A 26106-nucleotide genomic window follows, 5' to 3' on the forward strand; every position below is an offset into this window, starting at 1 on the left:
CTACGATGCATATTGAAGAGGAACGATCGTCGCATCCTGCCGCTCTTGAGCGGTCGAGAAATGTCGATAAAGCGCGTCGACGATCCTTCGGCTGGCATGTCCGTCGCCATAGGGAAACACCGGACGAGCCATTTGGGTGTATTTTGCCGGGGATTTGTGAAGCGCGTAGAGCGATTTGAAGACGCCCTCGCGGGAGGTGCCGACGAGCTCGACGACACCGGAGGCAACGGCCTCGGGACGTTCCGTGAGATCGCGAAGCACGAGCACAGGCTTGGCAAGGGCCGGAGCCTCCTCTTGCAGACCGCCGCTGTCGGTGACGACGCACCACGCATTCTGGATCGCGGCAACCATATCGCGATATCCGAGGGGTTCGACGAGATGGATTCTCGGATTGCCGGAGAGGATCTCGAGGGCCGCGTCGCGTGCATTCGGGTTGGGATGAACCGGGAAATAGACCCCCACGTCCGGCGTCAGATCGACGAAGGCGCGAACCCCTGTCAGCGCATCCCGCAATTTCGGACCGAAGTTCTCCCTGCGATGCGCAGTCAGCAAAATCATCCGGCGAGTTCCGAACTCGGCCGGCGGCGGCGGCCTAGTCGCTGCGACCTCCAGCAGTGAATCGATCACCGTATTGCCCGAGACATGCACCCGGTCCTTCGGTACGTTCTCGTCGATCAGGTTTCGGGCCGCAGCCGAGGTCGGCGCGAAGTGCAGCGTTGCAGAAACCGCGATGGCCCGCCGATGAAACTCTTCGGGGAACGGCGCATCCAGTTCGGACGTTCGCAATCCGGCCTCGATGTGTGCGTAGGCAATCTTCTGATAGAAAGCGGCGACCGAGGCTGCATAGGCCGTCGTGGTGTCCCCCTGGGCGATGACACAGTCCGGGTTTTCTTCGACGAAAATGCGGTCCAGCCGCTGGATCAGACGGCTCGCGACCTGCGCCGGGCCGGATGAGGCATCGCGATGGCGGATCGTAATATCGGGCGTCAGGCCGAACTCGGCGAGAGTTTGGCCAAGCAGGTCGCTCTGCTGGCCGCTGGCGACGATCTTCACGCGGGCCCAGCTCGTGTCGCGCAGGCGACGAATGAGAGGCGCTACCTTGATGACCTCCGGGCGGGTACCGACGACAATTAAAAAGGTCCGACAAGGACTAGAGCGGGAAAATTGAACCTGAGGCGGGTGATGCATGCATTAGCCCAAAAATCGACGTGCTAGCGCCGCCGAATTTGTGCCGCGCAAGGCCTGGTTTGATGTCTCAAGGTTAAATCCAAAACCAGCTTAAACTGAGCGGCTGCGCCAGACAATTCATGTTTCGGTATTTTTCGCCCAATTCCAAAGGATTGACGGAGAGGGTAAATATTGTCGGTCCGGTTGGACCAGGAATCGGACCAGCGATGGTCCCGATCCCAGCCTTGCCACCAATGCCTGTCCTCTGCCGACTCAGGCCGCCGGCTGCTCGCGCCACACGCTCGCCTCGTAACCATCGATAATCTGGTTCGTGTGCGTGAATTCCTGCAGCTGCCGCAGCGGCTCGATCACCTTCCTTGCGATGAGCACCGTATTGGGCTCGGCGTACTTCTGCATGTGGCCGGCGATGTCGATGACCCGGTCAGAGATAGTCTCCAACGGGGTTGAGTCGTCAAAATACACCAGACCGGCATTGACCCCGCAACGTACCAAAAAATCGGCTTTGGAAATCTTCACTTCGCTGTTGAAGGCTTTCAGGCTCTTGATCACGTCCTTTCCTGCCTGGCAGGCATCTTCCACGTGGGCAAAGCAAGCCATGACCCCGTCGGGTGTCCAGGCGGACTTCAGCACTCCCCGCGCGCGGAATATGCGCTCCACGAGTTTTCGATATTCGGCGAAGTCGTATTGAACGGATGCAGGATCTTCGCCCGCCTTCATTGCGGCTGATCCGACGACGTCGATCGCCAGAAACGCAACTTCCCGGCCGAAGGAATCGAGCTTCTTCTTGGTCTCGGCGAAAACGCGCAGAAGCTCTTGCCGATTGACGGTGTTTCCGGCCTCCGCGATTTTCAAGGTGCTTTCCAGCTCATTGTCGAGTGCAGACCCCGGTTTGACGCCTTCTTTCTTGCGCCAGGCCTGCGCCGATTTTCGGAGTAACCGTCGATTGAGCGACTGCTGGCTTCTTTGCGCCAGCGACCCGGCGATGAATGTGACGAGCATGGCGAGCCCGATCAAAATCCAGTCCGAGCGGTCAGCGCCCGCGATGTTGGTGGGAATGTATTGGTGCAGGAGCGGCGCCGATTTCTTCAGGACAACGTCGCGCGCATCGAGCAAGGTCGCCGAAAAGCTTGCGCTCTTGGGATTGTCGAAGAGCAGAAAGAGCTTCGGGACGAGCAAGATGAGGACAAGGACGAAAGTTGCAATTCCGAGCAGTCGCCTCACTGTGAAAAGAAAACTCACAAGGAACGATTTCGGAGCTTCGCGATGAACCACTTAATCATCTCCAGGGCCAATGAAGGCGCAACGAGCGGGAAAACTCCGAAGCTTATAGTCCGCCAGTGATGCGGCGCGCAATTCTTGCGGAAGGGCAACCTCGCGAGCTTCCAATCGAGGCGATACTGGTTGTTCTCGTGTGGCCGCCAAGCGAGGGGGACGAGAGCGCTCGGTCCAAGAAGTCAGGGATTCGGCAAAGGAGGATGGGATAGCCGTCGCGGCGCCGCGTCATGACGCCGTTCCGGTCATAACGCGAGCGGATCTGATGCCGCTGCGGCGCCGAACTCGCGGCCACCAGGACGAGTATGTTCTGAATTTGGGAGCCGGATTACCTGCCAATTAATTAGGCGGGAAGAAAAAGAGGGGCGTTATGGCGTAAAAACACTATGGCGAAGGGAACTATCCCGTTGATTCCGACCCCCATTAAGCCTAGTTTAAATTATATTAACAAAAGGTTATCGGGAACTGACGTTCCGTGGTTCATTTTCCTGATCAGAGGATCGTTGGGATTAGGTGACATTCGATGTCGATCGGATCGGATTTCCGCGAAGAGTCGCATAGGGCCGATCAGGCGCATGGCAGGGGGATGCTGTGGTCCCTCGATCTCGTTCCCTATTTGCTCTCCACACTGGATGCGTTGGTTATCATTCTTGCGTGCGTCGGGGGAGGGATCGGATATCACGCTGCCACTGGTAGCCCAATTCCCAACCTTCTTCCGTGCTGCGCCGTCGGACTTATGGCCAGTTTCATCTACATTTTGAGGATGAGCGGGATCGGTTACTATGACCTTTCCGACAGCGCCAAGCCGGGGACCGAGATTACGCAGATCTTGGTCTGCTGGTTCAGCACCGGCATCTTGCTGGCGTTCTTTGCATTCCTGCTCAAGGTCGGCGGCAATTATTCCCGCGGCGCGTTCGTTACGTTTTATTTCGTTGCCCCGGTCGGCCTGCTCGCGGTGCGCAAGTTCACGAAAACGAACCTGGCCTTGGCGGTGGCCAAAGGAGGGCTCAGGCGTTTGGACGCGGTCCTCGTGGGAGACCATCGGGAATTGGCCGCCCTTGGCCCTCGTGATCGTCTCGCCCTCTTCGGCGCGACCGATGTCAAGGAATTCCGCCTGAGCGGAGATTCTGATCCTGGAGCGCGGCTGGTCGCAGACAAGAATATGTTCAGGGCGGTTGGAGATTTCATTCGCCGCACCAATTGCCGCGAAGTGCTGTTGGTGCTGCCCTGGAATGACGACGTTCGGATCGACTTTGTGCGTGAACACCTCAAGAGTCTTCCGGTCTCGGCCCGATTGTTGCCCGATTTGCATATCCGATCGCTGTCAAACTTCGTGTCGTCCGCCCGGCAACGCGTCTTGGCGGTCGAGGTGCAGCGCGCTCCACTCAGCGCGGCCGAGCGTTTGGTCAAGCGGTCCATGGATATCCTGGTCGCCGGCATCGCCTTGATCCTCCTGTTCCCAATTCTGATTCTCACTGGGATCGCCATCAAGCTGGACAGTGCCGGACCGGTCATTTTCCGCCAGCGTCGCAAGGGCTTCAACGGCAAGGAATTCGTAATGCTGAAATTCCGCACCATGAAGGTGCAGGAAGATGGTCCTGTCGTGCTCCAGGCAACGCGCCAGGATCCGCGTGTTACGTCAATTGGGCGCTTCCTGCGCGCCGCCAGCATTGATGAGCTGCCACAGCTCTTCAATGTCCTGAAGGGGGAGATGTCCTTGATAGGCCCCCGCCCGCATGCCTTGGCGCACGACAGCTATTTCGAAAAGATCCTGGAAGACTATGCGTTTCGGCATCATGTGAAGCCCGGCCTTACCGGATGGGCCCAGTGCAATGGTTCTCGTGGCGCGACGCCCACGGTCGAAGATATCGCGGAGCGTGTGAGGCTCGATCTCTGGTATGTCAACAATTGGAGCCTCTGGCTCGATATTCACATCCTGATCAAGACTTTCTTCGAGGTCGCGCGGAAGCGAAACGCCTATTAGGTTAGGTGGACTACCTTTCTGTTTCTCCGTAATTCGGCGTACCGCCAAATCTCGCGCCCATGTAGCTGACAAGTGGCTGATTTTCGATATATTTGGCTTGTTCTGTCCCAGATCTCCGTTTCGACATGCTATCACCAAATTAATTGGCGATTCGAGCGAGAAAACTGCAAGATTGTTGTAGATCGAATCAGAGGTCTAGGTGGGCAGCCGGAAACCCTTGCGTTGTGACGAACGGATGAAGAAAGCGAACCTCGAGGCACTTTCGTTAGATGAGCTTTGGCAGCTCCACGAGGAGCTCAACCGCTTGTTGTCGGTTCGGCTGACTGCTGAAAAACGCGCCCTTGAGACGCGTTTGGCGCAAATTCGCCGTGAGAATGAAGCGACGAATGTTCCGTCAGAGCCGTCGTCACGGCTCAAGCGTCCATACCCGCGAGTTCACCCGAAATATCGCAATCCCAACGTTCCTCACGAGACTTGGTCTGGTCGAGGCAAACAGCCTAAATGGCTTACCGCCGCCCTGCGGACCGGCCGCTCGATCGAGGATTTCCTCATCTCGAATAGATAGTTGGCCCGTACGATATGCGTGGCAAAGCAGGAGGTTCTCTTGCGAATCGCTCTGATCCTTCTTGTCTGCATGGCCGGGTGCCCGTTAGGGAGCGCCTGGGCAGGAAACTTCAGCCCGGCAAAGTTGCGTTTTGCTGACGCCGCCACCGATGCTTGCCTGTCCAGTTGCGACAATCAGAATGCAGCATGTAAGCGGGTTTGCCCAACCACTCTCGGCACACCCTGCATGACTTCCTGCGACAGCCAGGCTCAGGTCTGCCGTCAGGGATGCCAAACCAAGTAACGGCTGACCGCCGAACTCCCTCGATCGCTGAGTCACAGTGGACAATGCCTGCGCCAAGGCAGCGATTCTGCGCGCCCTCATGGCATCAGATGTAACAAGCTGCACATGCGCTCAGAAGGTTGCATTCGGCCGGTTGTCGGCTTTCCAGGTAATTTAGTACCATCGACACAATCCGGGCTGCTTGGAACCTTTTACGTTAGGTTAACCATGATGATTTACCCATTCTTTACGCTCGAATACCCGGGCGTGCGTCTTTGCATGTTCGGAGCCCCTATTGCCGATGCCTCGTGGCCCTCTCACGGGTTTTGTGGTTTGCTTGCTCGCAGGCCTCGTCGCCGGCTGTGGCGCCCCTGGAATCGTCAGTCCGACCTTGAACGCTCAGCCCAAGCTATCCGGCCAGCCGGTATCCTTAGAGGCGAACGCTCAGGATCTAATGCCGACGGGCGCAATTGCGCTCCCCAGCCCCTCGTCCAAGGCGGTCGCCAGCGTTGAGGGGGGCGATGGTCGAATGATCGGCTCGACGGCCGCCAAGACGAGCTCCGCGGCAGCCGACGGCAATGTGGTCCTCAATCTGGCCAATGTTCCCCTGCAGCAGGCCGCCAAGACGGTCTTGGGCGATCTGATCGGCGTCAACTACGTCGTCGACCCTCGGGTCGACGGGGTTGTTTCGGTCCAGACCAGCAACCCGGTTTCCAAGACAGATGCCCTCGAGCTCTTCCAGACGGCTATCGCGCCGATCGGCGCGGTACTGGTACAAAACCGCGGTATCTACCGGATCGCTCCGGCCGATCAGGCCGCGACCGGGGCTGTAAGCACCGTCCGCGATGCCACCAACAGTGCGGTCACGGGCAGTAGCGTCCGCATCGTGCAGCTGAAATACGTCGCTGCCACTGAGGTGGCGCGGGTGCTTGAGCCAATGGTACCGAAGGGGGCCATCGTTCAGGCCGATGACGCACGCAACATTATCGCGCTGAAGGGCTCACAAGCCGAAATCGACAGCATGCTCGACTCGGTTTCCATCTTTGATGTCGATGTGATGAAGGGCATGTCTTTCGCCGTCGTGCCCGTCAAGGCCGCCCAGCCGGACAAGATGGTCGACGAGCTGAAGGCGGTATTTGCCTCGGATAAGGAAGGCCCGCTGAAAGGAAGGGTGCGGTTCATCGCCAATACGAGGCTTGGTGCGATCCTGGTCGTGACCTCCAATCCAAGCTATCTGCCGCGGGCGCAATCCTGGATCCGGCGCCTTGATGCCCGCGCCAGCGGCACAGAACCGCAATTGCACGTCTATCAGGTCCAGAACCGGACAGCCGTTGAACTTGCCGGAATCCTTCAGTCTATGTTCTCGCAAGAGATGAAGGTCGTGCGCCCGACCAGCCGCAACGTCTCGCCGAAATCCAGGCAGGTCTCCTTCGCAAGCGATACAACGAAGCCTTCAACGGCTGGCACGGGTGTTTCGGACCCCGCGATGCAGGCGGGGTTGGGAAAGACGGCTGATCCGCTGGGAATTTCCCGTTCTTCCAACACTGAACTCGACGGCCAGGCCGCCGATACCGCCGACAATAGCCCTGCACCGAACGGCACTCCCGAGCCGATCATGAAGATCGTTGCAGATGAAACCAAGAACTCGCTGCTGATCATGGCGAATGATCGCGATTACCAGCGTGTGTTGCGTGTCGTGCAGGGGCTCGACGTGGTGGCCAGCCAGGTCCTGATCGAGGCCGTGATCGCCGAGGTCACTCTCAACGACGACCTTCAGTTCGGCCTGCAGTGGCAATTTGCCAAGCAGGGAACCCCGACTGCGACTTTTACCAATGCGCTCACCGGCGGAGTGGCAGCCGCATTCCCTGGGTTCAACTATGCAGTCAATACCGCCAATATCGCGGCGACCCTTACCGCATTGAACGCCCTGACTCACGTCAACATCATTTCGACGCCGTCGCTGATGGTGCTCGACAACAAGACGGCGCGCCTCCAAATCGGCGATCAGGTCCCGATCACGACGCAGACGGCGACGAGCACGGTCACCTCCCAGACGGCAATCGTGAACTCCATCACGATGCAGGATACCGGCGTAATTCTCTCTGTGACGCCACGGATCAATGAAAGCGGGCGCGTACAACTCGATATCGAGCAGGAAGTTAGTAGTGTCGTGAAGACGACGACTTCGAACATCGATTCTCCGACCATTCAGCAGCGACGCGTTAAGACGACAGTTGTCGTGAGTGATGGCGAGGTGCTGGCGCTCGGCGGCATGATCCAGGATAGCGCGAGCAAGAGCAGCAACCAGTTGCCAATCCTCGGAGATATCCCCGGGCTTGGAGCGGTGTTCGCAAATCGAAAGGACTCGGTTCAAAAGACCGAGCTTGTCATCCTGATCACTCCGAAAGTGGTTCGCGATGGCACGGAAAGCCGGTTAGTCACCGAGGAATATCGGCGCAAAATGAACGTCTATATGCCGCACGCTTCGACGCGCCAACGTGCACCGTACAATACGGCGCAACGTCTGGTGACGCCGTGAGACGCTCCACTCTCCTCGTCTGCTGGTGGGGGACGGTCTGCGCTTTGCCACTTCTGTTGGCCGGCTGCGCGACCGACCAGCCTTTAGTGATTGATCCGCCATCGCCCTATATGCTGCTGCCTGTCGATGAATCCATGTCGTGCAACGCGATAGCCGCCTCGTTCCGCTATTCGGTCAGACGGGCGGCGCGCCTTGAATATTGGCTCGCCGCGGGATCGCTGGCCGGCTATGATTCTGATAGATTTCCGCTTGATGCGCCCAAGCAACTGGTCGATGAACGCCGACGGCTCGATGCCTTGACGGATCTGCAGCGCACAAAGGGCTGCACGGTGATGGAGCCGGGACCCGCGGTCGCGGAGGAACGTGAGCGCCTCGAAGAATCCGCAAGAAATTCGCGCCCGCAACAGGTCCTTCGTTCGAAGGGGTGAGAGGCGGGAACTTCGCCGGTCGGCAGTCAGAGCCTGAAGCAGCTCTGCAGTGCCTCGCCGTCGGACCGTGTCGCAGGCTCGCCGACCACGTCGCCGCGCCGCCACTCGCGGATGGCGTAGGGTTGTCCCGACGCGGCTCCAAAAGTGACCAGCGCTTCCCGGATGTAGCGTGAACCGTCGGGCGCGCTCACGTCGGCCCTGATTGTCACATTACCGGGCAGGGCTGGCCGCCGGCGCGCCGGTCGGCTGGGATCGAGATTCATGAGAATGCGCAAGTCAGCCGTTGCTGCTTCGGGCGCAGGCTCCACGCGCCCGGACAGCACCGTGGTGAAGCGAACGGCTGCGCGGAATATCGAAGGCGAAATGCCGTCGATTCGATCAAGCTCCATGATAGTCGAAAAACCGGAGTTCCTGGTTTGCCCGGCGGCGTTACTGGGCTGGGGAGGCTTGCGAAAGTCGACGATGTTCTGGGCAATCCTGCTTCCCAGTGCCTTGTCCCGCGTGAGCCCGACGAAGAAACGTTCGAGCGTGGGCAAATTGGCAGCATTGAGATCGATCTTACCGATCTCCTCCTCGACAGCAATGTCGATGCGCTCGCCTTCCGGCAAGCGGCAGCGACGCGGAAAGCTCGTCCCCGGCAGGGGATCAAGAATGACCGAGATGGCCAGATTGACCGCACTTTCCGCCGCTGCAGCCGTGGAGGCGACCATACCATCGGCCACAGCAGTTTTGGCTCGGTAGCGTGCGCCCACGATCACGACCGTTCCGAGCAGAGTCAGCAGGCCAAGTCCCCAGATCACCGTGACGAGCGCGAAGCCGCGGCGAGCGGGGCAAGCGCGCCCATGGACCGGCACAATCGGCCTGAACCTTGTCGGCAAGGTATGATGGTCTGTCAGCCGCATTGGTTGCCGCTTGGTAAATGAAAATGGCAAATAAAGTGTGAAAAGCCTTCCTTAACAAAATCGCTTTAGCTTCGTGGTCCGCGTTTAAGATCGGGACCTTCGAGCCAATGCCAGGCGATATGCAGACACCGACACGCCAGGCTGCGCCGGCGGCCGGCCCAGCCATGGTGTTGGGACCGCTAGACGACGGTTTCGCCGATGCTTTCGCGGGGCTGCTGATCCGCGGAGACTTCGTCGACGCCGGCGCAGTTGCCCGGGCGAGACGGGCTTCGGATGCCACGTCCGAGCGCCTCGACGTTGTCCTCGTCAAGTTGGGACTCATCTCTGAGGCGGATCTCTGCGCGGCGTATGCCGAATATTGCGGCCTTCCGGTCGTTCAACCGGCCGACATTCCGTTGCAGCCGGTTCTCCCAGATCGTCTGAAACTGCCCTTTCTGAAAGCCAGCCGTACTCTGCCGATCTCGGCGCACGACAATTCCCTGGTGCTGGCCGCAGTCGACCCCCTCAACGAGGAGGGGCGCAGGGCGATCAGCTATATGCTCGGCTGTCGTGTCGATCTCGCTGTCATCGCGCCCGCCGAGATCGAACGCGCCTTCCGCAAGCTTTATCAGGACGCAGCACCGCAGTCCGTTGACGGCGATCCGAGCGCAATCGCCGGGAGCCAGATTGACGGAAATGAAATCGACGTCGAGCGTCTTCGCGACATCGCCAATGAGGCGCCGATCATCCGCCTGGTGAACCAGATCATCGCCAGCGCGGTTGAACGCGGGGCATCCGACATTCACATCGAACCAGGACGTGATGCGGTCTTGGTTCGCTTTCGGCTCGACGGCTTTCTCCAGCAAGAACGTGTCGTTCCGTCCACGCTCAAGGCCGCGCTGACCACCCGAATCAAGATCATGGCGAGGCTCGACATTGCCGAGCGGAGGTTACCACAGGACGGTCGAATCAAGACGGCAGTTCGAGGCGTCGAGATTGACGTCCGCGTGGCGACGCTGCCGACCGCATTCGGCGAGAGCCTTGTCCTGAGAATTCTCGATCGCACCAGGGTCGAACTCGACTTTTCCAAGCTCGGCCTCGACCGGTCCATTCAAGCCAAACTGCAGGGACTTATGTCGCTGCCGAACGGTATCATTTTGGTGACCGGCCCGACGGGAAGTGGCAAGACCACGACGCTGTATACGGCGCTGAAGGAATTGAACCGCCCGGAGCTAAAACTCTTCACCGTCGAGGATCCCATCGAATACCAGCTCGGTGGCATCAATCAGATTCAGGTCCAGCCTCAGATCGGGTTCGATTTTCCTGCCGCACTTCGCTCGATCCTGCGTCAGGACCCCGACATCATCATGATTGGCGAAATACGTGATCTGGAGACGGCTCGCATTGCCGTACAGGCTTCACTCACCGGACATCTGGTTTTCTCGACCCTGCATACGAACAGTTCTGTTGCCGCTATCACCCGTCTTATCGACATTGGCATTGAGCGTTACTTGCTCGCATCGACCCTCGCTGGTGTCATGGCCCAGCGCTTGGTCCGCCGCTTGTGCCAGAGTTGCGCGCGGCCCGCGGCCTATCGTGCCGAGGCCCCGGCGCGGTTGCGTTGGCCTGTGCCGGACGGCTTCGAGTTCGACTGGTCGGGCGCGCGCGAGGCGGTAGGCTGCGCAGCTTGTCATGGCACCGGCTATCAGGGACGCACATGTGTTGTGGAGCTTCTTGTGATCGACGACGAGATGCGGGAAGCGATCGGCAGGAGAAGCGATGATCAGCGGACGTTGATGTCGCGGGCGCGGGGAGGCGGCTTCCACACGCTGTATGAGAGTGGTCTCGCCAAGGTGGCATTGGGCGAGACGACCATCGAGGAAGTGCTCAGGGTCTCGCGAACGAGCTAGGGAGCTTTGGGTGTCCACGTTCCAGTATCGCGCCTACACCAGCCAAGGCATCGTCACGTCGGGGAAGATTGTTGCCGACGAGCTGGAGGCTGCGATCGAAGCGCTCTACAGCTCCGGGCTTACGCCGGTGGAAACGACGCTCTGCGAAGATGGTGCGTCGGCGAAGGCGCATCCGGACGAGGGGAACGCACCGGCAGGAGGCTGGATGCGCTCGGAACGGATCGGACTGAAGGAGCTGTCTGCATTCACGGCCGAGCTGGCGTCGCTGGTCAGCTCGGGAGTGCCCGTCGATGCGTCGTTTCGGGTGTTGGCCGGTCCCGGAGCATCGCGCAAACAGATTGGCCTCGCCAATGGTCTGCTCAAGGATATCTTGGCCGGCCTCCAGCTTTCGGAGGCCATGGCGCGCCGCTCCGAAGTGTTTCCCGCCGACTATGTCGCCATCCTGGCTGGCGGTGAAGCCGGAGGAAAAACCTCCCAGGCGCTGACGCAGATCAGCGAGATGCTGGCGCGAAGGGTCGAGATCCGAAACAAGATCCGCGCGGCTCTGGTTTATCCCGTCGTCCTGTTGATGATGTCGCTGGTATCGATCGCTGTCATCGTTCTGGTGCTCATCCCGAATCTGTTGCCGATCTTTTCCGATGCAGGTCTGCCACTGCCGGGCATTCTGGCGGCCCTCGCCGATCTCCCGGAGCGCTGGCCTAAGCTCCTGATCTGGCTCGGACTGCTGACCGCGGCCGGCCTGGTCCTCTACCGCAGGATCGCCGGTGATGCTTCGATGATGAGGAAGGTCGATCATCTCAAATGCCGCCTGCCGGTCGTCGGTACCGTCATTCAGCGTCGCGAAGCCGGACTATTTGCCCGAGCCTTAGGCAGCCTGATCGACGCAAGAGTGCCGCTCATGACGGCGCTGCAAACAGCGCTATCCCTGGTAGGTAACCGACATCTTAAAGCTCGCTATGGAGAAGCGATCGGTCGCGTGCCGGAGGGAAAAGCGTTGAGCCAGGTTCTCGACGGAGCTGGCTTGCTGCCTCCAGCCGCCATCCGCCTCGTCGCGGTTGGTGAGGAGACCGGCCAATTGGCAAAGATGCTGGCTCGCGTTGCCGCCAATTTGGAAACCGAAGTCCAAGACAAGATCGAGCAACTCGTCGGACTGCTTACGCCGCTCCTCACGGTAGGAATCGGCGGTCTCGTCGGGGCTCTCATACTCCAGGTGATGAGCGCGGTCCTCTCCATCAACAATCTGGCTTATCAATGAGGCACTCTGACGCCGGCTCGGCGGGGTTCACGCTAATCGAGACGCTCGTGGTACTTGTGATCATGGCGCTCGTCGTCGTTTCAGTCCTAGCCGCCAAGCCGAGATCGGCAGCCGCGCGCACCGGTGCGGAGGCGCGCGCGATCGCGGCGACGCTGCAGCTTGCCAGAAGCCGGGCGCGGGCCCGCAATGCAGAAATTGTGGTCGACGTGGATACGCGGAACGGGCGCTTCGGCGTCGTCGACGCCATGCGCCAATTGCCCAGCGGGATGGAGATCGGTCTGACGGTTGCGGAAACCGAGCGGCGGGGCCGCGTCGGCGGGCTGCGGTTCTATCCGGATGGTCAGTCTAGCGGCGGCGAGATCCTGCTCAGCTACAAGGGGCAAAAGGAACGGATCATCGTCAACTGGTTCACTGGTGAGCCGAGGATTGAATGATGCCGACTCACTTCACTCGGAGCCGACTGACGACCGGCAATGCCCGGCTGTTGCGTCAACGTGGGTTCACGTTGATCGAAGTGCTGGTGGCATTCGCAGTGCTTGCCATCGGTCTAGGAGCTTTGACCGCCGGCATCGCAGCAGCCCTGCGCTCCGACGCCAAACTTCAAACCAAGCACATCCTCGACCGGATCGCCGAATCCAGGCTTGAAGCTGCAGGAAGGACCACTTCACTAAAAAACGGGCGTCGTGAGGGGCGCATCGGACGGTATCATTGGCAGGAGATTGCCACGGTCGTAGATCTCCGAAACGCGCGCCAGCAAGGCGCTACGCCCGGGCCGCAGTCTCAGATCGTGCCGATATGGGTCGAGATTGTCGTGCAGGCGGAGGGCGGACTGGAGACGAGACTGGCGGCTCTGAAATTCGCTCAGGGAGCCGCGCAGTGAGGTGCCGGCGACATTGCCGGACGATGCGCGCGGCGGCCGGGCGCGAGGGTGAACGTGGGCTCACGTTGATAGAGCTCGTGGTCTCGCTTGCACTTTTGGCCCTCTTGACGGGCTTTATCGTTGGTGGGTTGTCAACAGCCATCCGGGCGTTTGATGCGGATCGTCGCAATGGCATGGAAATCGAAACAAACTCCGCAGTCGAAAGCTTGCGTTGCTTAATCGCCTCGGCGATGCCGACGGCGAATCCTTTGCAGGGCGGGGGTGTTCTGTTCGAGGGCGGGCGCGAGGGAATGCGTTTCGTCTCGCTGAGCGAGGGGCGCGCCCTGCCGGGAGGTCTGCAGGACATTCGCATTCGCCGCACCGGCGGCGAACTGATCCTCGACGTCTTCGGGGCGCCGAAAGATGGCGAGCGCAAGTCGCCGCTGGTCTCGACGGTTGTCTTGAAAGGTCTCCGCGGCGTCCACTTTCGCTATTTCGGCGTATCCAGCGCGCAAGCCGACCCGGCATGGCGCAACGACTGGATCAAGGCGGAGCGGCTGCCTCTGCTCGTCGAGGTCGGCTTCGAATTCGAGGAGCCGGGGCGGAACGGCCCTGCGGCAATTGTCGCCCTCCGCAATCAGCCGGGGTCCTGACTCCCCGCGGATCGGAACCGGCGTTACCTCCCGTAAAGATTTAGTAAATAGGATCGCCGAATCGACAGCTCGGATTGGTGGGAAGACAAACCGATGACCGACGTCACGGTGGCACGGTTCGAACGGCTCGGCACGCTGACTAAGGCGTGGCGACAGTTTGCGCGCTGGTGGCTGAACGAGCTGCGGGAATGCACCCCGCAAGCCTGGCGGCATCTGCTGCAAGCGGAAACGGCTACTCGCCTGTTCATATGGGACGAGCAGGGCGCCTTGACTGGTCATCTGGTCTCCCCATCGGGCGTGCATGAGAAGCGGTTCGCGGCTGGCAGTCCTGGTCGTCCGCAGATCGAGGCCTGGCTTGCTGAAATGGGATGCGAGCGTGAAGCTGTGCAGATTGGCGTCGCACTGGCAGCCGATTGCTTCTTCCAGCGCGAGCTCAAGGTGCCCCAGTCGGAGCTCGGTGTCCTGACGCGGATCCTGACACAGGAGATCGTCCATCGCACGCCGTTCCAGCCAGTGGAGATCTGGCATGGTGCAACGCCGGTGGGTGAAGCGCCGCGCGCGGACGTGCTGGAGTTTCGTCATTGGATCATTCCGAAGGATCGCGCGGAGTCCGAGGTTGTCCGACTCGGCTGGCCAAGTTCGGACATCGATTTCATCGCCGCGAAGCAGCCGAGCGGCACGCCTCTCAGCGTCGTCACTTTCGGTGCCGGGCAGCGCGAGGATCCGCCATGGGCGTTTCGCGCGATCCGCACGCTAGCGATCGCGCTGGTCGCAGCTTTCGCTCTTGCCTTAATTTCTGTCGAAACGTGGCAATCGATCCGTGCAGGCGAACTCGAAGATGCGCTTTACGAGGCCAAACAGGGGGTCCAGGACAGATCACAGGGCGCCGACGTTCCGCTTCGCCTCATCGCGCTCAAGGCCGAGCCGGGTAGCCTGGCGATCTGGGACGAACTGTCGCGCTTGATTCCGGACCATACCTTCCTCACCGAACTTCGGATTACCGGAGCCGTGGTCAGCCTTGCGGGATTGTCGTCGGATGCTGCCCGGCTCGTGCGTGCCTTGGATGCCTCCCGGGTTTTTGCCGGCGCAACTCTCGCCGGTCCGATTACCCCGGACGCAAATGAGCGGAAGGACCGCTTCCGCATGACGGTGAAGGTACGCAAGATCGGGGAGGGGCGTACCAACAAGATGGCGCAGAGGCCGGAGTCATGAATAGCAACGGGCTTCTCAAGCGGCGCCTCCGATTCGCGGGATTGAATGGCGCAATCGTGCTGACGATCGGTATCCTGATCCTGGGGCCACTCATTGCGCATTTTGGCGAGCGTAATGACGACATTCTCGACAATGCGGCACAGCTCGCCCAGATTCAGCGAGTTACGAATGAGGCCGCAAGGCTCGCCAAAACGACAACGGCTGATATTGATCCCTATTTGCCGGCGGCGGAAGAGCGGGTAGCTAGCGCCGATCTTCAGGCGAGCCTGCAGGCTCTAGCAAGCGCCAGGGGTCTCGTGATCCAAACCATTCGCGGACTGCCGGGCCGGCAGGCGGCGCAATGGCGTGCAATCCCTGTACGGCTCGAGCTCGAAGGAGCGTCTGCCGGGGTGCGGGAGCTTATCTCCTCCGTCGAGACACAGACGCCATTTCTCTTCATTACGGATTTCTCGCTGCGTTCGCTTGGCGATGGCGACGACAGTCGGATGAGGGTAAGCCTGACGATCGAGGGTGCCCTGCGCAATCCGGGAGGCCCGCCGACAGGCCCGCTACTGAGCGAGAACCGGCCCGGCGAGGCCGCAAGGGCGGCAAGCCAATGAGCGGAACGCCATTCCAAGCCAGGCAGCTCTTGCGAGAGATCCCCGCGCCGCGCCAACTGATCGAGTCGGTGGCCTTGCGATTGTTCTTGCGCAACGATTTTCCGAGCCGTCGCGAGCTGATGGCAATCACCCCGCCAAGGCGGGGCCTGTTGATCGGACTTGTCGCGTTGATCGGCGTTGCCGTCGTGACGCCGGTCGCGACCATCATCGCTTTGGAGATTGCCGTCGCCAGCCAGTCGACGTGGGAGGGCCGGGGAACAGCGGCCCCAGCACGCCAGGAAAGCCGGATCGGGAGCTATGAGAATATCCTGCAGCGGCCGCTGTTCTCCAGAAATCGCCAGAGCCTACCGACCACGCCGGCTCCGGCGACCGCCGAGGCAGTGGCGCCGACCCGGATGATGCTCGACCCCAGCGTCGCGCTCAGGGGCGTCTTCATGGACGGCGAGCGAGCCAAGGCGTTCCTGACCTCATCGGAGAACCCGGTGGGGATTTGGATCGCATTGAATGAGCAATGGTCGGGCTGGCGGCTCTCTGAGGTCAAGCCGAACGTGATTGTGCTCGAGGCCGACGGTGAACGGCAAAGTCTACCGCTGACCGTCCTGAAATGATCGCGGAGCTTCGCAAAACGGCGACGCGCACCGGCCACTACCTGACGCGCTCTCTGGTTTGCCGCGAGCCCTACCAGGACCAGGTGCTTGTCGTCTGGCTCCTGGTCTTCGGATTGTTCTGGGTCCTCCTGAGCGGTCAAGTCGACCAGAAGCGGATTGCCTATTTCGCACTGTCCGTTGCGCTCGCCTCCCTCTTGGCGGCCATCTGCGCAATTGATGCTCGTTTTGGCATCATCCCGAACAAGCTTGTCGGCGCGATGGCTGCCTGCGGTTTGGCGGGGGTCTTTCTTCTGGATCCGGATGAGGTCATGTACCGCATCGCGGAAGTCGTCATCGTTGCGATCGCGATGGCCGCTTTTCGCGCGGTCTATCGGTGGGTTCGAGGCTATGATGGGCTTGGCTTTGGTGACGTAAAATTCCTTGCTGCCGCTACGTTTTGGATCGGCCTGCGCTCCCTTCCTGCACTGCTCCTGATCGCAGTCGTCTCGGCGCTCGCCAGCGCTTTTTTGCTCAGATCGGCACGCTATGAAGTCGATGGCCGGCATGCCATTCCGTTCGGCCCCCATCTCGCCGTGGGACTTTGGCTCGCGTGGGTGTTCGATCCGATGAGCTATGTGCTGGGATAGGCGCCCGTTGGATGTGCGCTTTGGTCACCCCTCCTTCTTAGCCGTCAACATGAACTGAGCGAGTCTGACCGCGGCAATGCCCGCGCAGCCTGCGACGATCTTCTCAGACGCGTCGAAGACGGTGCCGTGGCGATCGGGGGTCAATGTCTGAAGTAACTCGAAGATAATGGCGCTTCCGATCACGATCACGCAAACCATCAGCGTGCGCCGAGGGTAGGCCAATGCGAACAGGGTACCGAGTGTCAGAAAGGCGACGGCGTGCTCCAAATGCGCCCACGTCGGGATATCTACCCCGAAAAGGAACGGTCTGACCGTGCCATAGACCATATAGATGAACTGCACCTTGGTCAGCGTGGCATAACCAATCAGGGACACCGCGGCCCAGGCGGCAATGGTAAGCGCGGTTGTGATAATCGATCTAGTCATTCCTCGCTTATGCAGGGCAAAGCCCGAAGCGTCCATAGTTTTCGCGGCGGGAATCCGGTCCCAGCATTGGGCTCCCGGCGTTAACCGGCCTCTATTGGTCGCGGCGCGCTCGAAGGCTTAACCACGTCACCGGCGAGCAGTACTCGCCTCGCCCGAGAGTGGGGTAGACTGCTCATCGTTGCGCCAAAGGGGAGGGCGAACGGAGCGAGGAGATCGATGAAAGCCACGATATTTACTGGAGCCGCTGTCGCGATCATGGCGATGCTCTCTCCTTCCATTGTCGAAGCGGGCGACGGTGCGAGACTCTATCGCAAGCCGCATTGGCACAGCGCATACGGATATTATGCGCGCCTTGCACGGATCGCGCCCCCTGTGGTGACCTTGGTGACGCCAGACCTCTCCTATCCCGTCCCAAGTTACGTCTACAGCAGGCTGGATGACAGTTACGACTATCCATTCGGCTACGGTGAATACGCGATCTATGGACGGTGGGCGCGTGATTCCTATGGCTCACCCGACGTGACGCGATGTCGTCTGATTTGGTTCGACGGTCCGCGGTTGCGCAGCCTCAATCGCTGCAATTGATATGGGGTTTGTGCGCAGAAGGATCGGGACGTGACCGCGCATTAGCCGATGGTCACTGGGAACGCGTCACCAGTATCGGTCAAAGCAGCGCGCGAACTCCAACCCTCACTTGCTGTTTACACCCGCCTTTTTGTTGCCGCTGCGCCTTAGCCTCTTCATCGTCGACGTCGAACTCGCCTTCCGTACGGCCTCGCGGAGCGCGAGAACCTCTTCATAGCGCAAACACAACGATTTCTCGATCGGGTCGCGTGCAATGCTCTTGGATATATTGATGCGCTGCAAGTCGAATTCTCCCGCTAAAATAACGAACTTCGGCTTTTTCGATCTATGGAGCAGATCTATAGGAGCAGCCGGATTTCGATACAAATGAACTCGCCGGTTAAGCTTGACGGCCGATCCCCTTGGTTCATGAGCGGCATTAACTTGCCGAAAAGCTTAACACCCGGCTTTCGTGTGGCTATGCATTCTCACCGTTTTTCTACGGCCGTATTCAGACTGGCTCGAAGTCGTCGATTCCATTAACCCGGTGAACACGAGGCGTGATGAGGATACCCCGAAGTGCAAGGTTACCTGCTTGGGGGCATTTATGAGCGTCGACACGAAAAGATCTTCCGCGCCACAGCGCATCAGGAAGCTTCGTCTTGGAAGGCGCCGGCCTGGGATGGCCGGCTATACCTTGCTTGAGCTGCTCGTCGTGATGGGCATCCTTGCCGCCCTTACCGCGATGGCAACGCCGCAAGTGATGGGCTATTTCGGAAAGGCGAAGACTCAGTCCGCACAGCTCCAGATCGAGAACATCAACACGGCGCTCGAGATGTACTATGTGGAAAATGGCTCCTATCCGAGCGCGAGCGCTGGATTAAGGGCCTTGGTTGAAGCAACGCCGGAAGCGCCTCGCTGGAATGGTCCCTATTTGAAGAACGCCAAGACTTTGCTCGATCCGTGGGGACGGCCCTATCAATACGCCGTCTCGGAGCAGGGCGAATACAATGTCTACTCGCTCGGGCCGACGGGTAAGGGGACCAAGAAGCCTGCCTCCGCAGCGAGCGCCAACCGTGCTTGGGCAGACAATGGGTGAGACGATGGAGCTGGCTCAACGCACCTTCATTCGCTGAAAGCGGAGCTGACGATAATCTTCTTTTGAACGCTCGACTGGATTGACGGCTGCGTCGCAGCCATTAAACTTGGCTTTTTCCATGAGATTACACCCATGTTCTTTTTGCGCCGTGGTGGTGTGCGCCTCAAGCCGAAGCTGACCCTCAAATCTTTTTCCGAACGTTTGGGACTGCGAGCGCCGGCAAGCGATGGGAATACGTCAGACCGGGATGGCGCCGATCATGCGGTCTTGGCCCACAGAGTTGTCTGCGCGATGCGAAGGGGCGACGACAAAAAGACTCCCGAGAGGCAGGACTAATCTGCGATCGTGCCGGGGGGAGCGCCGGCCTATTTGGTCTGTCTCAAATCATCGTGTCGCTGAGCTGCAATCGCATCGGCTCGGGCTTGTTCGAGTTCGAGCTCCCGCCTCAGCCTGAGCACTTCCTCGCGCATGCGACTGAGCGCCGCCATCGGCGACCGACTTGTTGAAGGCTTGGATTGCTTGTTGCCCATAAGGAACCAATAGCGAGGTTCGCAGCCTAGGCAACTGGACCTGTAATTTAACCTAACCGGTCAACCTTACCGATCATGTCTTCTGTCGGCTCGGAGAAGACGATCGGTCACCGCCATTTAACTTGCGAGATGCTCCGATCGGATCGTGTCCCTGCGCGTGGTGTAGCTGGCGGCGGGTCACCGCGTTCGCCGGCATGGGCCGGGCTGATTCAGCTGGCGATGGCCGGAAGGCTGACGGTTGGATCATCGCTCAAGGGCGCGATGGTTTCTAGCGTCATGTAACGGGCGCGCTGGACGGCCCATTCATCGTTCTGCTCGAGCAGGATCGCACCGATGAGGCGGACGGTGGCGTCCTCGTTGGGGAAGATGCCAACCACCTCGGTGCGCCGCTTGATCTCGCCGTTGAGGCGCTCGATCGGGTTGGTCGAGTGCAGCTTGGTTCGATGCTGCGGCGGGAACGTCATATAGGCCAGTACATCGGTCTCGGCCTCGTCGAGGAAGCCAGCAAGCTTGGGCAGCTTGGGACGGAGCAGGTCGGCGACCTTGCGCCATTGGCTTCGTGCGGCCCCGGCATCGTCCTGGGCAAACGCTGTAGCAATGAAGGCGGACACAACGCGCCGCCCGCTCTTGCCGGCGTGCGCCAGCGCGTTGCGTATGAAGTGGACGCGGCAACGTTGCCAAGTGGCGTTGAGCACCTCGGCCACGTTGGCCTTGATGCCTTCGTGGGCGTCGGAGACGACGAGCTTGACGCCGCGCAGGCTGCGGCGGGCGAGCTTGCGCAGGAATGCCGTCCAGAACGTCTCGGCCTCGGAGGGCCCGACGTCCATGCCGAGAACCTCGCGCCGGCCATCGCTGTTGACGCCGACCGCGACGATCACCGCGATCGACACGATGCGCCCCTGCTGGCGCACCTTCACATAGGTGGCGTCGATCCACAGCGGCCAATTGCCCTCGATCGGCCGGGCGAGGAACGCCTTCACCTTGTCGTCGATCTCCGCGCACAGCCGCGAGACCTGGCTCCTGGAGATGCCGGTCATGCCCATCGCCTGCACCAGGTCGTCGACCGAGCGGGGCGAGACGCCCTGCACATAGGCTTCCTGCACCACAGCGGTGAGCGCCTTCTCGGCCATGCGGCGCGGCTCCAGGAAGCCCGGGAAGTAGGAGCCCTTGCGCAGCTTGGGGATGCGCAGCTCGACCGTGCCGGCACGGGTCTCCGAGATCCAGTCGCGGTAGCCATTGCGCTGGGCCAAACGCTCCGGGTTCTTCTCTCCATAGGCCGCCCCGGTCTGGCCTTCCACTTCGAGCTCCATCAGCCGCTGGGCGGCAAAGCCGATCATCTCGCGCAACAGATCGGCATCAGGGGTCTTCTCCACGAGCGTGCGGAGGTTCATCATGTCGTCGGTCATCGGTGGTTCCTCGGTTGCGTTGGCGTGTCGCAACCCGATCCTACCGACGAATTGCCGGTGACCACCGCAAAGCGGCCCGCCCGCTACGGCACTATTTGGGGGCGCGCGTCAGGGCGGCTTTGCTCTACCGAGCTTCACCACCGCCGGGAACACGACCTCCGATCGCACATCGGGCACCGACGCGGCGATGACGCGCCGGGGTAGTGGCATATGCGCAGGGCACGCATTCTGTCACGCGCTTTAACGTCGGGACCTTAAGCGCACCAGTTTTGCAGCAAAATAGCCCGAGCGAGCAGTCAAAAATGCGGTCTAACCCGAACGAATGCGCAATAAAATCAGCGAGCGCCGCTGGAAGGCGGCCGCTCATAACGGTCTGGTTGCAGGTTCGAGTCCTGCCTTTTCTTTTAGTCTCGCTTGCTCTTCGGGCCTTCCTGCTAGACATGTCCAGTCTCGGCAGTCTTTCGAGCGGCGGAAGGCATCCGCGGCAATGACCCGCTTGCGTGCTCCATTCTCGGCCATTAGTCACAGCCGCAGCTTTTCGGAGCGTGTGAGCGCGACACTGCGGCGGCGTTGCAGCGTTACACCATTGGCGCATCTTGTTGCCGCATCGTGCGCTAGTGAATGAAACTCCCAGGGCAGATACCCACCAGGTGAGGTCGCCGGTCGTAGTTCTTGCCAGAGCTTCTGACAATTGGTTCGCGATTCCTCATTCAATCATCTTGCGGGATTTCTTGCTTCGTTTTCCAGGCGACGAATTTCAACCCTTCCTCGCCGTCCTCATGTGGCTCTTCGGGTTGTGTCTCCAGGTCGGCTCACCTGGCTCCTCGAAATGCTGATCATCCCTACTGCCTGCGCCAAATTCCACCGAGCTGGTCGCGACGCCTGCACATAGGCTTCCCGCACCATGGCCGTGAGCGCCTTCTCGGCCATGCGGCGTGGCTGAAGATACCCAGGAAGTAGGAGCCCTTGAGAAGTTTGGGAATACGAAGTTCGACTGCGCTGGCGCGGGTCTACGAGACTCTGTCCTGATAACCGTTGCGCTGGGCCGGATGCTCCGCGTTCTTCGCGCCGTAGCCGCCCGGTCTGGCTTTCGACTTCCTGCTGCATCAGGCGCTCGGCGGCAAAGCCGATCATTTCGCCGAACAGATCCGCATCAGGGTCTTCCCCACGAGCGTGCGCAGGTTCATCATATTGTCGGTCTCGGTGGTTTCTCGATCGCGTTTGCGTGTCGCAACCCGATCCTACTTGAGAGCTGTCGGTGAACTCGGCAAAGCCACCCGCCCGCTACGGCGCTATTGAGGGCGCGCGCACGGGCGGCTTTGCTATACGGAGCTACAATCACCAGGGCACGATCGCTTTTCGCACGAGTTCGCCATCCGACATTCGAAAATTTTCGCGCAAACCTTTGCCGACGGGGCGGCGGCACTGGCGGCCCTTCCAATCCATTGTCGAGCCCTTTCTTCGCGCGCGGAAACGCGCCATCAAGGCACTCATCGTGAATTCGCAGGCTAAGCAAAGCAATCGACGGAGCGGGTGATTTCCTCAAGCCAGATAGCCAAGGCTACACGGTGTTTCGTTCTTAAACCCTACGAGGAGCCACCAATCTGGCAACTCCAGAACGACGGTATACTAACTGATCGATCTTCGTGGCCTGCATCACTTCGGTCCGCCTTAACGGCGAAGCCACACCTATTTGGCGCGAGCTCTCTTTGGAGCCCTCTTCAAAAACTCATCGGGTTCGACATCCAATTTATCGGCTAGGCGACCAATGACCTTGATGCTGACGTAATAGACGCCCTTCTCCAACTGGCTCAAATAACTCCGACTTATCTTCGCTTCCAAAGCGAGCTCGTCTTGAGACCATCCTTTTCCATTGCGTAGACGACGCAAGTTTGTGGCAAATGTCTCGCGCAAATCCATGCGGGAGAGGATGCCGCTTGCCTAGCATATTGCACCTCGATATACTTAACAAAGCGCCGTTACAACGGCAAGCTGCGATGAGTCTTCAGATAAATGATTGTGCAAACGCTGCCGCTCGATCCTGACGTGAGTGACCTGGCTCCAACGGAGCCTGGACTGACCTCATACGATGAGCAGCACGTCATAACTTACGTTCGTCTTCTTCAGGCTGAAGGCGAGGGCGCAAGTTGGGAAGATGTGGCTCGCGTCGTGCTGCACATCGATCCGTTGTGTGAGCCGAAGCGTGCACGAAATGCATATTTAAGCCATCTCGCCCGCGCCAAGTGGATGACCGAGCGGGGACGTTTATTGCGAGGTGAGACGCGGAACTAGAATGAAGCCATCGTATAATCGATCAAACTGCAAATTCTTTCTCCCGCCGAGAAGTGGTCAGCCACGTGGTTTAAATCGAGAATTCCTATCGCAGCGGTAGCAACTATTGCGGAGATCTTAGTTGCTGCCCGCAATGGCCTTAAAATCAAGCTTAGGTCCGATCGCCGTTCTCCGGAGTCCTACCGAAAGCCTCCAAGGGGCGGAAATCATCGACATCGCCCGGGAATGTCTTGGTCGCATCAAGGATTATCAACGCCATCATGAGACGATGATCGCCGTCGACCCGGGTAGTCACAAGACGCCAGAATTCAAAAGGTTGGGGCATCTGCTTTCCCCATGACCTGCGGCGGTCTACAGGAAGAGACCATCTATCGAGCACCGAGGTTTTGCCGACAGTAGTCCCGATTGCGCTAGCATCATTACCTCTCGATCAGACAAGTGCATCCCCGCTTCTGCTTGTATTTATCGCAGGGCGAGTGCGCCGAGCACGGTGATGGTTGGAACGCGGTGCTGCGCATCGGCGCCGTTAACCACCGCGTTCGGCCGAGGAAACCGCCGCGTTTCGGTACCGACTACGTCGCCGAACGACTTTTCGACAACGACTTCGACGCAAGGGCTTACGCAGCATGGCTAAGGCGTGCTACAGGCGCTGCCCCCCTCAGATCAGGCGTTTCGCGAGCTTACCAACCAAGGACGCGGGCGCCTGAGCGTGGCTCTTCGTTGACTCGATGCCCACGACGCTGGAGGCACCCATCATCTCGTCGCGGAGAAGCCGAACCATCCCGTAGTGCAGAAAGGCGCCGCATGGGTGCGCGGGAGTATTAACAGTCTGTTGCGCCCCACACGCAAAGAGTAATTGCGCCAATTCGATCGGGATGGCCGAAAGCCATGGCCCAGCGATGCTCACCGCCGTCGCTGCCGACGAACAGGTGCTTCTTACGGCCGAGCGCGGCCGAACGGATTGTGCGTTGGACGGAATTGGTGTCGAGCTCGACGCGGCCATCATGCGGGAATCCCAGCGCGAGAGCGCATAGCGGATTGCCGCGGCCAGCGTGCTGCGACCCGACGCGAGCCAGAGCTGCGCATCAGCCAAACATACATAGCATCAACAATTGGTTTAGAAATGTCCCGCGTTCAGCAAGCCACTGAGCAGGCGATTTCCGCGGATCCGTGTCTTTCAATCACTTAGAGTTCGCCGATCCGGCGCAAGGCAAGTGTTGCCACAGGCGATCCGCTAGCCTCAGCTACGTCGTAAAACTTGCGCCGCGAGTGGCTCCAGCACGCGGCGTGAGCGCTGCTCTCCTTGTCGGCCAGCTGCCCGAAGCCTGCATATCCGCCGACAAGCAGGATGCCTCTGAAGTCCGCAATATGCGCGACTGGAACGCTCCGCCTTGCGGTCTGCGGCGACAAATAGATTGCAGCCTGAGGTGCAGGTCCACCCCATGGCGGATGGAGACCCCACGGGCGCCCCGTTTGCTTCGTCCGCGGCCGAGATCGATCAGGGGGATCGGCATGTCATCAGCGAACAGATGAATCTGGCGCCGAACACCGTCTTGCACTGGCTTTCGCGCAGCCCCTCGAGGGTCCAGCATGCACCGCCGACCAGCCAGCGAGCGTCGGACGGCAGAGATCGACACCGCAATAGTCGAGAATCTGCAGCTGTCAATAGAACAGAAGATCGCAGTATTTGCTGATTACACGCGAGCAGCACCGGCGTTGCAAGCCACCAGCTAGCACCCGTTCCGGTGCGGCCGTTTGCATCACCTTGTTGCAGGGCTCGAGCGGTGTATTTGGGATGCGTGAGCCGCACGACACGAAGCTGATCCGGTAGCCAGTCCAGCATCTTGCTGACGCTCTCGCCGACCAGGTGAAGAATACCGGCAACAACTACAAACCTCGCTCTCGAACCTCGAGCCTAACGTTGTCGTGCGGCAGATGATCCGGCAAAGCTCTACGTCGTGGCTGCATCCGCTTCCGGGAGGCCTTGTAATTGCCCTTCCTCGAGGCGGGGCATCGCTGTCGATATCTCCAGGGCGAGTGCGAGCTGGTCGGAGTCCATGTGCTCGGAGCTTCCTAACTGCATTCGCTGCAGCCTTTTGATGATCGAACGCCGCAGAAGTGCGGAATCGCAAGGCCGATTTTCGAGGTCGAACTGCATCACCGAGTCTACTGACTCGACGAAGCGGATGCCCTGTATCCTACTGGGTTTGTGCAATCTCTCAGCCGGCGAATGCGGGGCGCCACGACGCTCTGGGTGCGCCAGTCGTGCCTTCGATCAGCATGGCAGGCTGTGCGCTGAGACAGCGTCACCGTGCCGCCGGGATCGCTCATTCTTGGCCAGATGGGCGCCTTTGATCGAGCCTCTTGCTGAACAGCAAAGCCCGTTGCCGTCCCAGTACCGGATCTTCAGCGTGTTCGCCTTCTTGCTTCGGAAGGCAAACGAGTGGCTGGAGATTGTATCTTTCTTCAGGTGTTCCTGAACGAGCGCGGCCAGGCCATTCACGCTCTTCCGCTTGTCGGTATAGCTCAAAGCCGATGCACTTTCACGCCGGTCGGCACGATTATCATCGGGTGTCTCCTGCTCAATGATGTGGCAACGGACTGCATCCGGCTCGCTCCCGGGTGGTGCGAAGACGCGACGCCCATCGTCTAATTCCACGACAGGCATAATCAGTCTGCTCCGGGAGTTGAGGCGGCCGAGCAAGTGGTCTGCGCGCTGAATAACCGGCAAACTGCACGGCCTCAGCAACGCGGGAGGCGTGTGATGGAATACTTCTGTGGTCTGGATGTCGGCATGGACGAGACGGCAATGTGTTTGGTGGACGACACCGGCAAGGTGGTGCTGGAGACGGCGGTGGTGACCGATCCGGAGACGATCAAGGCGGCGCTTGCGCCGTATCTTGGCCGCTTGCGGCGGCTCGGTCACGAGGCGGGCTCGCTGTCGCCCTG

Annotated in this window: 28 protein-coding genes, 1 tRNA gene and 2 pseudogenes; 19 read left to right on the top strand and 12 right to left on the bottom strand. The window is 60.0% G+C overall.

Translation table 11 applies throughout. The features are described from left to right. The gene (gene wecB, locus L6637_RS38330) at positions 1 to 1188 is read right to left on the bottom strand and encodes a non-hydrolyzing UDP-N-acetylglucosamine 2-epimerase (RefSeq protein WP_237873999.1); all 1188 of its coding nucleotides are present in this window, start codon (positions 1186 to 1188) and stop codon (positions 1 to 3) included. A gap of 252 nt (positions 1189 to 1440) precedes the next feature. Next, positions 1441 to 2460, bottom strand: coding sequence for a hypothetical protein (locus L6637_RS38335; protein ID WP_237874000.1), 1020 nt, complete (start codon positions 2458 to 2460; stop codon positions 1441 to 1443). A gap of 523 nt (positions 2461 to 2983) precedes the next feature. On the opposite strand from L6637_RS38335, the gene L6637_RS38340 reads away from it, so the two are divergent. The 4 genes from L6637_RS38340 to L6637_RS38355 all read left to right on the top strand — a co-directional run bounded on the left by L6637_RS38340 (position 2984) and on the right by L6637_RS38355 (position 8237). Further along, entirely contained in the window at positions 2984 to 4444 is a 1461-nt protein-coding gene (locus L6637_RS38340) for an undecaprenyl-phosphate glucose phosphotransferase (protein WP_237874002.1), read from the top strand. A gap of 235 nt (positions 4445 to 4679) precedes the next feature. Next, positions 4680 to 5009 (top strand): H-NS histone family protein, encoded by a 330-nt coding sequence (locus L6637_RS38345; protein ID WP_237874003.1) that lies wholly within the window; start codon positions 4680 to 4682, stop codon positions 5007 to 5009. Positions 5010 to 5799: 790 nt separating this feature from the next. After that, on the top strand, positions 5800 to 7809 hold the full coding sequence (gspD, locus tag L6637_RS38350) for a type II secretion system secretin GspD (protein WP_237874004.1): 2010 nt from the start codon (positions 5800 to 5802) through the stop codon (positions 7807 to 7809). A 44-nt stretch (positions 7810 to 7853) separates the two neighbouring features. Beyond that, the gene (locus L6637_RS38355; RefSeq protein ID WP_237874005.1) at positions 7854 to 8237 is read left to right on the top strand and encodes a hypothetical protein; all 384 of its coding nucleotides are present in this window, start codon (positions 7854 to 7856) and stop codon (positions 8235 to 8237) included. Between the two features lie 26 nt (positions 8238 to 8263). On the opposite strand, the gene L6637_RS38360 is transcribed toward L6637_RS38355, so the two are convergent. After that, positions 8264 to 9139: a helix-hairpin-helix domain-containing protein gene (locus L6637_RS38360; protein WP_237874006.1), complete on the bottom strand. Its 876-nt coding sequence runs from the start codon at positions 9137 to 9139 to the stop codon at positions 8264 to 8266. Between the two features lie 107 nt (positions 9140 to 9246). On the opposite strand from L6637_RS38360, the gene L6637_RS38365 reads away from it, so the two are divergent. From L6637_RS38365 to L6637_RS38405, 9 genes are all read left to right on the top strand, one after another. Continuing rightward, entirely contained in the window at positions 9247 to 11028 is a 1782-nt protein-coding gene (locus tag L6637_RS38365; RefSeq protein ID WP_237874007.1) for a GspE/PulE family protein, read from the top strand. 10 nt (positions 11029 to 11038) lie between these two features. Next, complete coding sequence (locus L6637_RS38370; RefSeq protein WP_237874008.1) at positions 11039 to 12283, top strand: type II secretion system F family protein; 1245 nt, start codon at positions 11039 to 11041, stop codon at positions 12281 to 12283. Further along, positions 12280 to 12717, top strand: a complete 438-nt coding sequence (locus tag L6637_RS38375) for a GspH/FimT family pseudopilin (protein ID WP_271605601.1) — start codon at positions 12280 to 12282, stop codon at positions 12715 to 12717. Before L6637_RS38370 ends, L6637_RS38375 begins: the two co-directional genes overlap by 4 nt. Next, complete coding sequence (locus L6637_RS38380; RefSeq protein ID WP_237874012.1) at positions 12714 to 13163, top strand: type IV pilus modification PilV family protein; 450 nt, start codon at positions 12714 to 12716, stop codon at positions 13161 to 13163. Before L6637_RS38375 ends, L6637_RS38380 begins: the two co-directional genes overlap by 4 nt. A 23-nt stretch (positions 13164 to 13186) precedes the next feature. Beyond that, a complete protein-coding gene (locus L6637_RS38385; RefSeq protein WP_237874013.1) occupies positions 13187 to 13795 on the top strand; it encodes a prepilin-type N-terminal cleavage/methylation domain-containing protein in 609 nt (202 codons plus the stop codon). Positions 13796 to 13888: 93 nt separating this feature from the next. After that, entirely contained in the window at positions 13889 to 15007 is a 1119-nt protein-coding gene (locus L6637_RS38390; RefSeq protein ID WP_237874014.1) for a PilN domain-containing protein, read from the top strand. A 41-nt stretch (positions 15008 to 15048) separates the two neighbouring features. Next, positions 15049 to 15606, top strand: a complete 558-nt coding sequence (gene gspM / locus L6637_RS38395; RefSeq protein WP_237874015.1) for a type II secretion system protein GspM — start codon at positions 15049 to 15051, stop codon at positions 15604 to 15606. An 86-nt stretch (positions 15607 to 15692) separates the two neighbouring features. Then, positions 15693 to 16214 carry a hypothetical protein gene (locus tag L6637_RS38400; RefSeq protein WP_237874016.1) on the top strand — a complete coding sequence of 174 codons (522 nt, stop codon included), beginning with the start codon at positions 15693 to 15695 and terminating at the stop codon, positions 16212 to 16214. Then, positions 16211 to 16840 carry a prepilin peptidase gene (locus L6637_RS38405; protein WP_237874017.1) on the top strand — a complete coding sequence of 210 codons (630 nt, stop codon included), beginning with the start codon at positions 16211 to 16213 and terminating at the stop codon, positions 16838 to 16840. Before L6637_RS38400 ends, L6637_RS38405 begins: the two co-directional genes overlap by 4 nt. Before the next feature lie 24 nt (positions 16841 to 16864). Here the strand turns inward: L6637_RS38405 and L6637_RS38410 are convergent, their stop codons facing one another. Then, complete coding sequence (locus L6637_RS38410) at positions 16865 to 17266, bottom strand: hypothetical protein (protein ID WP_237874019.1); 402 nt, start codon at positions 17264 to 17266, stop codon at positions 16865 to 16867. 216 nt (positions 17267 to 17482) lie between these two features. Here L6637_RS38410 and L6637_RS38415 point away from each other — a divergent pair, with 216 nt between their 5' ends. Beyond that, positions 17483 to 17851 carry a hypothetical protein gene (locus tag L6637_RS38415; RefSeq protein ID WP_237874020.1) on the top strand — a complete coding sequence of 123 codons (369 nt, stop codon included), beginning with the start codon at positions 17483 to 17485 and terminating at the stop codon, positions 17849 to 17851. 105 nt (positions 17852 to 17956) lie between these two features. Here L6637_RS38415 and L6637_RS38420 read toward each other — a convergent pair whose 3' ends face one another. Further along, positions 17957 to 18133, bottom strand: a complete 177-nt coding sequence (locus L6637_RS38420) for a hypothetical protein (RefSeq protein ID WP_237874021.1) — start codon at positions 18131 to 18133, stop codon at positions 17957 to 17959. A gap of 379 nt (positions 18134 to 18512) precedes the next feature. On the opposite strand from L6637_RS38420, the gene gspG reads away from it, so the two are divergent. Then, positions 18513 to 18929, top strand: coding sequence for a type II secretion system major pseudopilin GspG (gspG, locus tag L6637_RS38425; protein ID WP_237874022.1), 417 nt, complete (start codon positions 18513 to 18515; stop codon positions 18927 to 18929). Between the two features lie 739 nt (positions 18930 to 19668). On the opposite strand, the gene L6637_RS38430 is transcribed toward gspG, so the two are convergent. Continuing rightward, a complete protein-coding gene (locus L6637_RS38430) occupies positions 19669 to 20865 on the bottom strand; it encodes an IS256 family transposase (RefSeq protein ID WP_237874023.1) in 1197 nt (398 codons plus the stop codon). A gap of 341 nt (positions 20866 to 21206) precedes the next feature. On the opposite strand from L6637_RS38430, the gene L6637_RS38435 reads away from it, so the two are divergent. Beyond that, positions 21207 to 21262 (top strand) — tRNA-Met (locus L6637_RS38435). 410 nt (positions 21263 to 21672) lie between these two features. Here L6637_RS38435 and L6637_RS38440 read toward each other — a convergent pair. Together L6637_RS38440 and L6637_RS38445 are read right to left on the bottom strand one after the other, a co-directional pair. Next, a pseudogene (locus L6637_RS38440) lies at positions 21673 to 22055 on the bottom strand (transposase); the annotation flags it as partial. Between the two features lie 499 nt (positions 22056 to 22554). Next, positions 22555 to 22785 (bottom strand): helix-turn-helix domain-containing protein, encoded by a 231-nt coding sequence (locus L6637_RS38445; protein WP_237874024.1) that lies wholly within the window; start codon positions 22783 to 22785, stop codon positions 22555 to 22557. Positions 22786 to 22878: 93 nt separating this feature from the next. Here L6637_RS38445 and L6637_RS38450 point away from each other — a divergent pair, with 93 nt between their 5' ends. Next, on the top strand, positions 22879 to 23157 hold the full coding sequence (locus tag L6637_RS38450) for a DUF2285 domain-containing protein (protein ID WP_249802198.1): 279 nt from the start codon (positions 22879 to 22881) through the stop codon (positions 23155 to 23157). A gap of 121 nt (positions 23158 to 23278) precedes the next feature. Beyond that, positions 23279 to 23497, top strand: coding sequence for a hypothetical protein (locus tag L6637_RS38455; RefSeq protein WP_237874025.1), 219 nt, complete (start codon positions 23279 to 23281; stop codon positions 23495 to 23497). Between the two features lie 318 nt (positions 23498 to 23815). Here L6637_RS38455 and L6637_RS43055 read toward each other — a convergent pair whose 3' ends face one another. The 4 genes from L6637_RS43055 to tnpB form a co-directional block, all read right to left on the bottom strand. Continuing rightward, positions 23816 to 24250, bottom strand: coding sequence for a hypothetical protein (locus tag L6637_RS43055; RefSeq protein WP_477021267.1), 435 nt, complete (start codon positions 24248 to 24250; stop codon positions 23816 to 23818). Between the two features lie 92 nt (positions 24251 to 24342). Then, positions 24343 to 24567 (bottom strand): IS66 family transposase, encoded by a 225-nt coding sequence (locus tag L6637_RS42880; protein WP_377803214.1) that lies wholly within the window; start codon positions 24565 to 24567, stop codon positions 24343 to 24345. Between the two features lie 88 nt (positions 24568 to 24655). Continuing rightward, positions 24656 to 25000: a hypothetical protein gene (locus L6637_RS38465; RefSeq protein ID WP_237874026.1), complete on the bottom strand. Its 345-nt coding sequence runs from the start codon at positions 24998 to 25000 to the stop codon at positions 24656 to 24658. Between the two features lie 432 nt (positions 25001 to 25432). Beyond that, entirely contained in the window at positions 25433 to 25825 is a 393-nt protein-coding gene (gene tnpB / locus L6637_RS38470; RefSeq protein ID WP_237874028.1) for an IS66 family insertion sequence element accessory protein TnpB, read from the bottom strand. A 96-nt stretch (positions 25826 to 25921) separates the two neighbouring features. Between tnpB and L6637_RS38475 the strand changes: the two are divergent. Beyond that, a pseudogene (locus tag L6637_RS38475) lies at positions 25922 to 26106 on the top strand (IS110 family transposase); the annotation flags it as partial.

Origin of the sequence: Bradyrhizobium zhengyangense (genome assembly GCF_022012435.1) — a bacterium.
In the GTDB taxonomy this organism is placed as follows: Bacteria; Pseudomonadota; Alphaproteobacteria; order Rhizobiales; family Xanthobacteraceae; genus Bradyrhizobium; species Bradyrhizobium zhengyangense.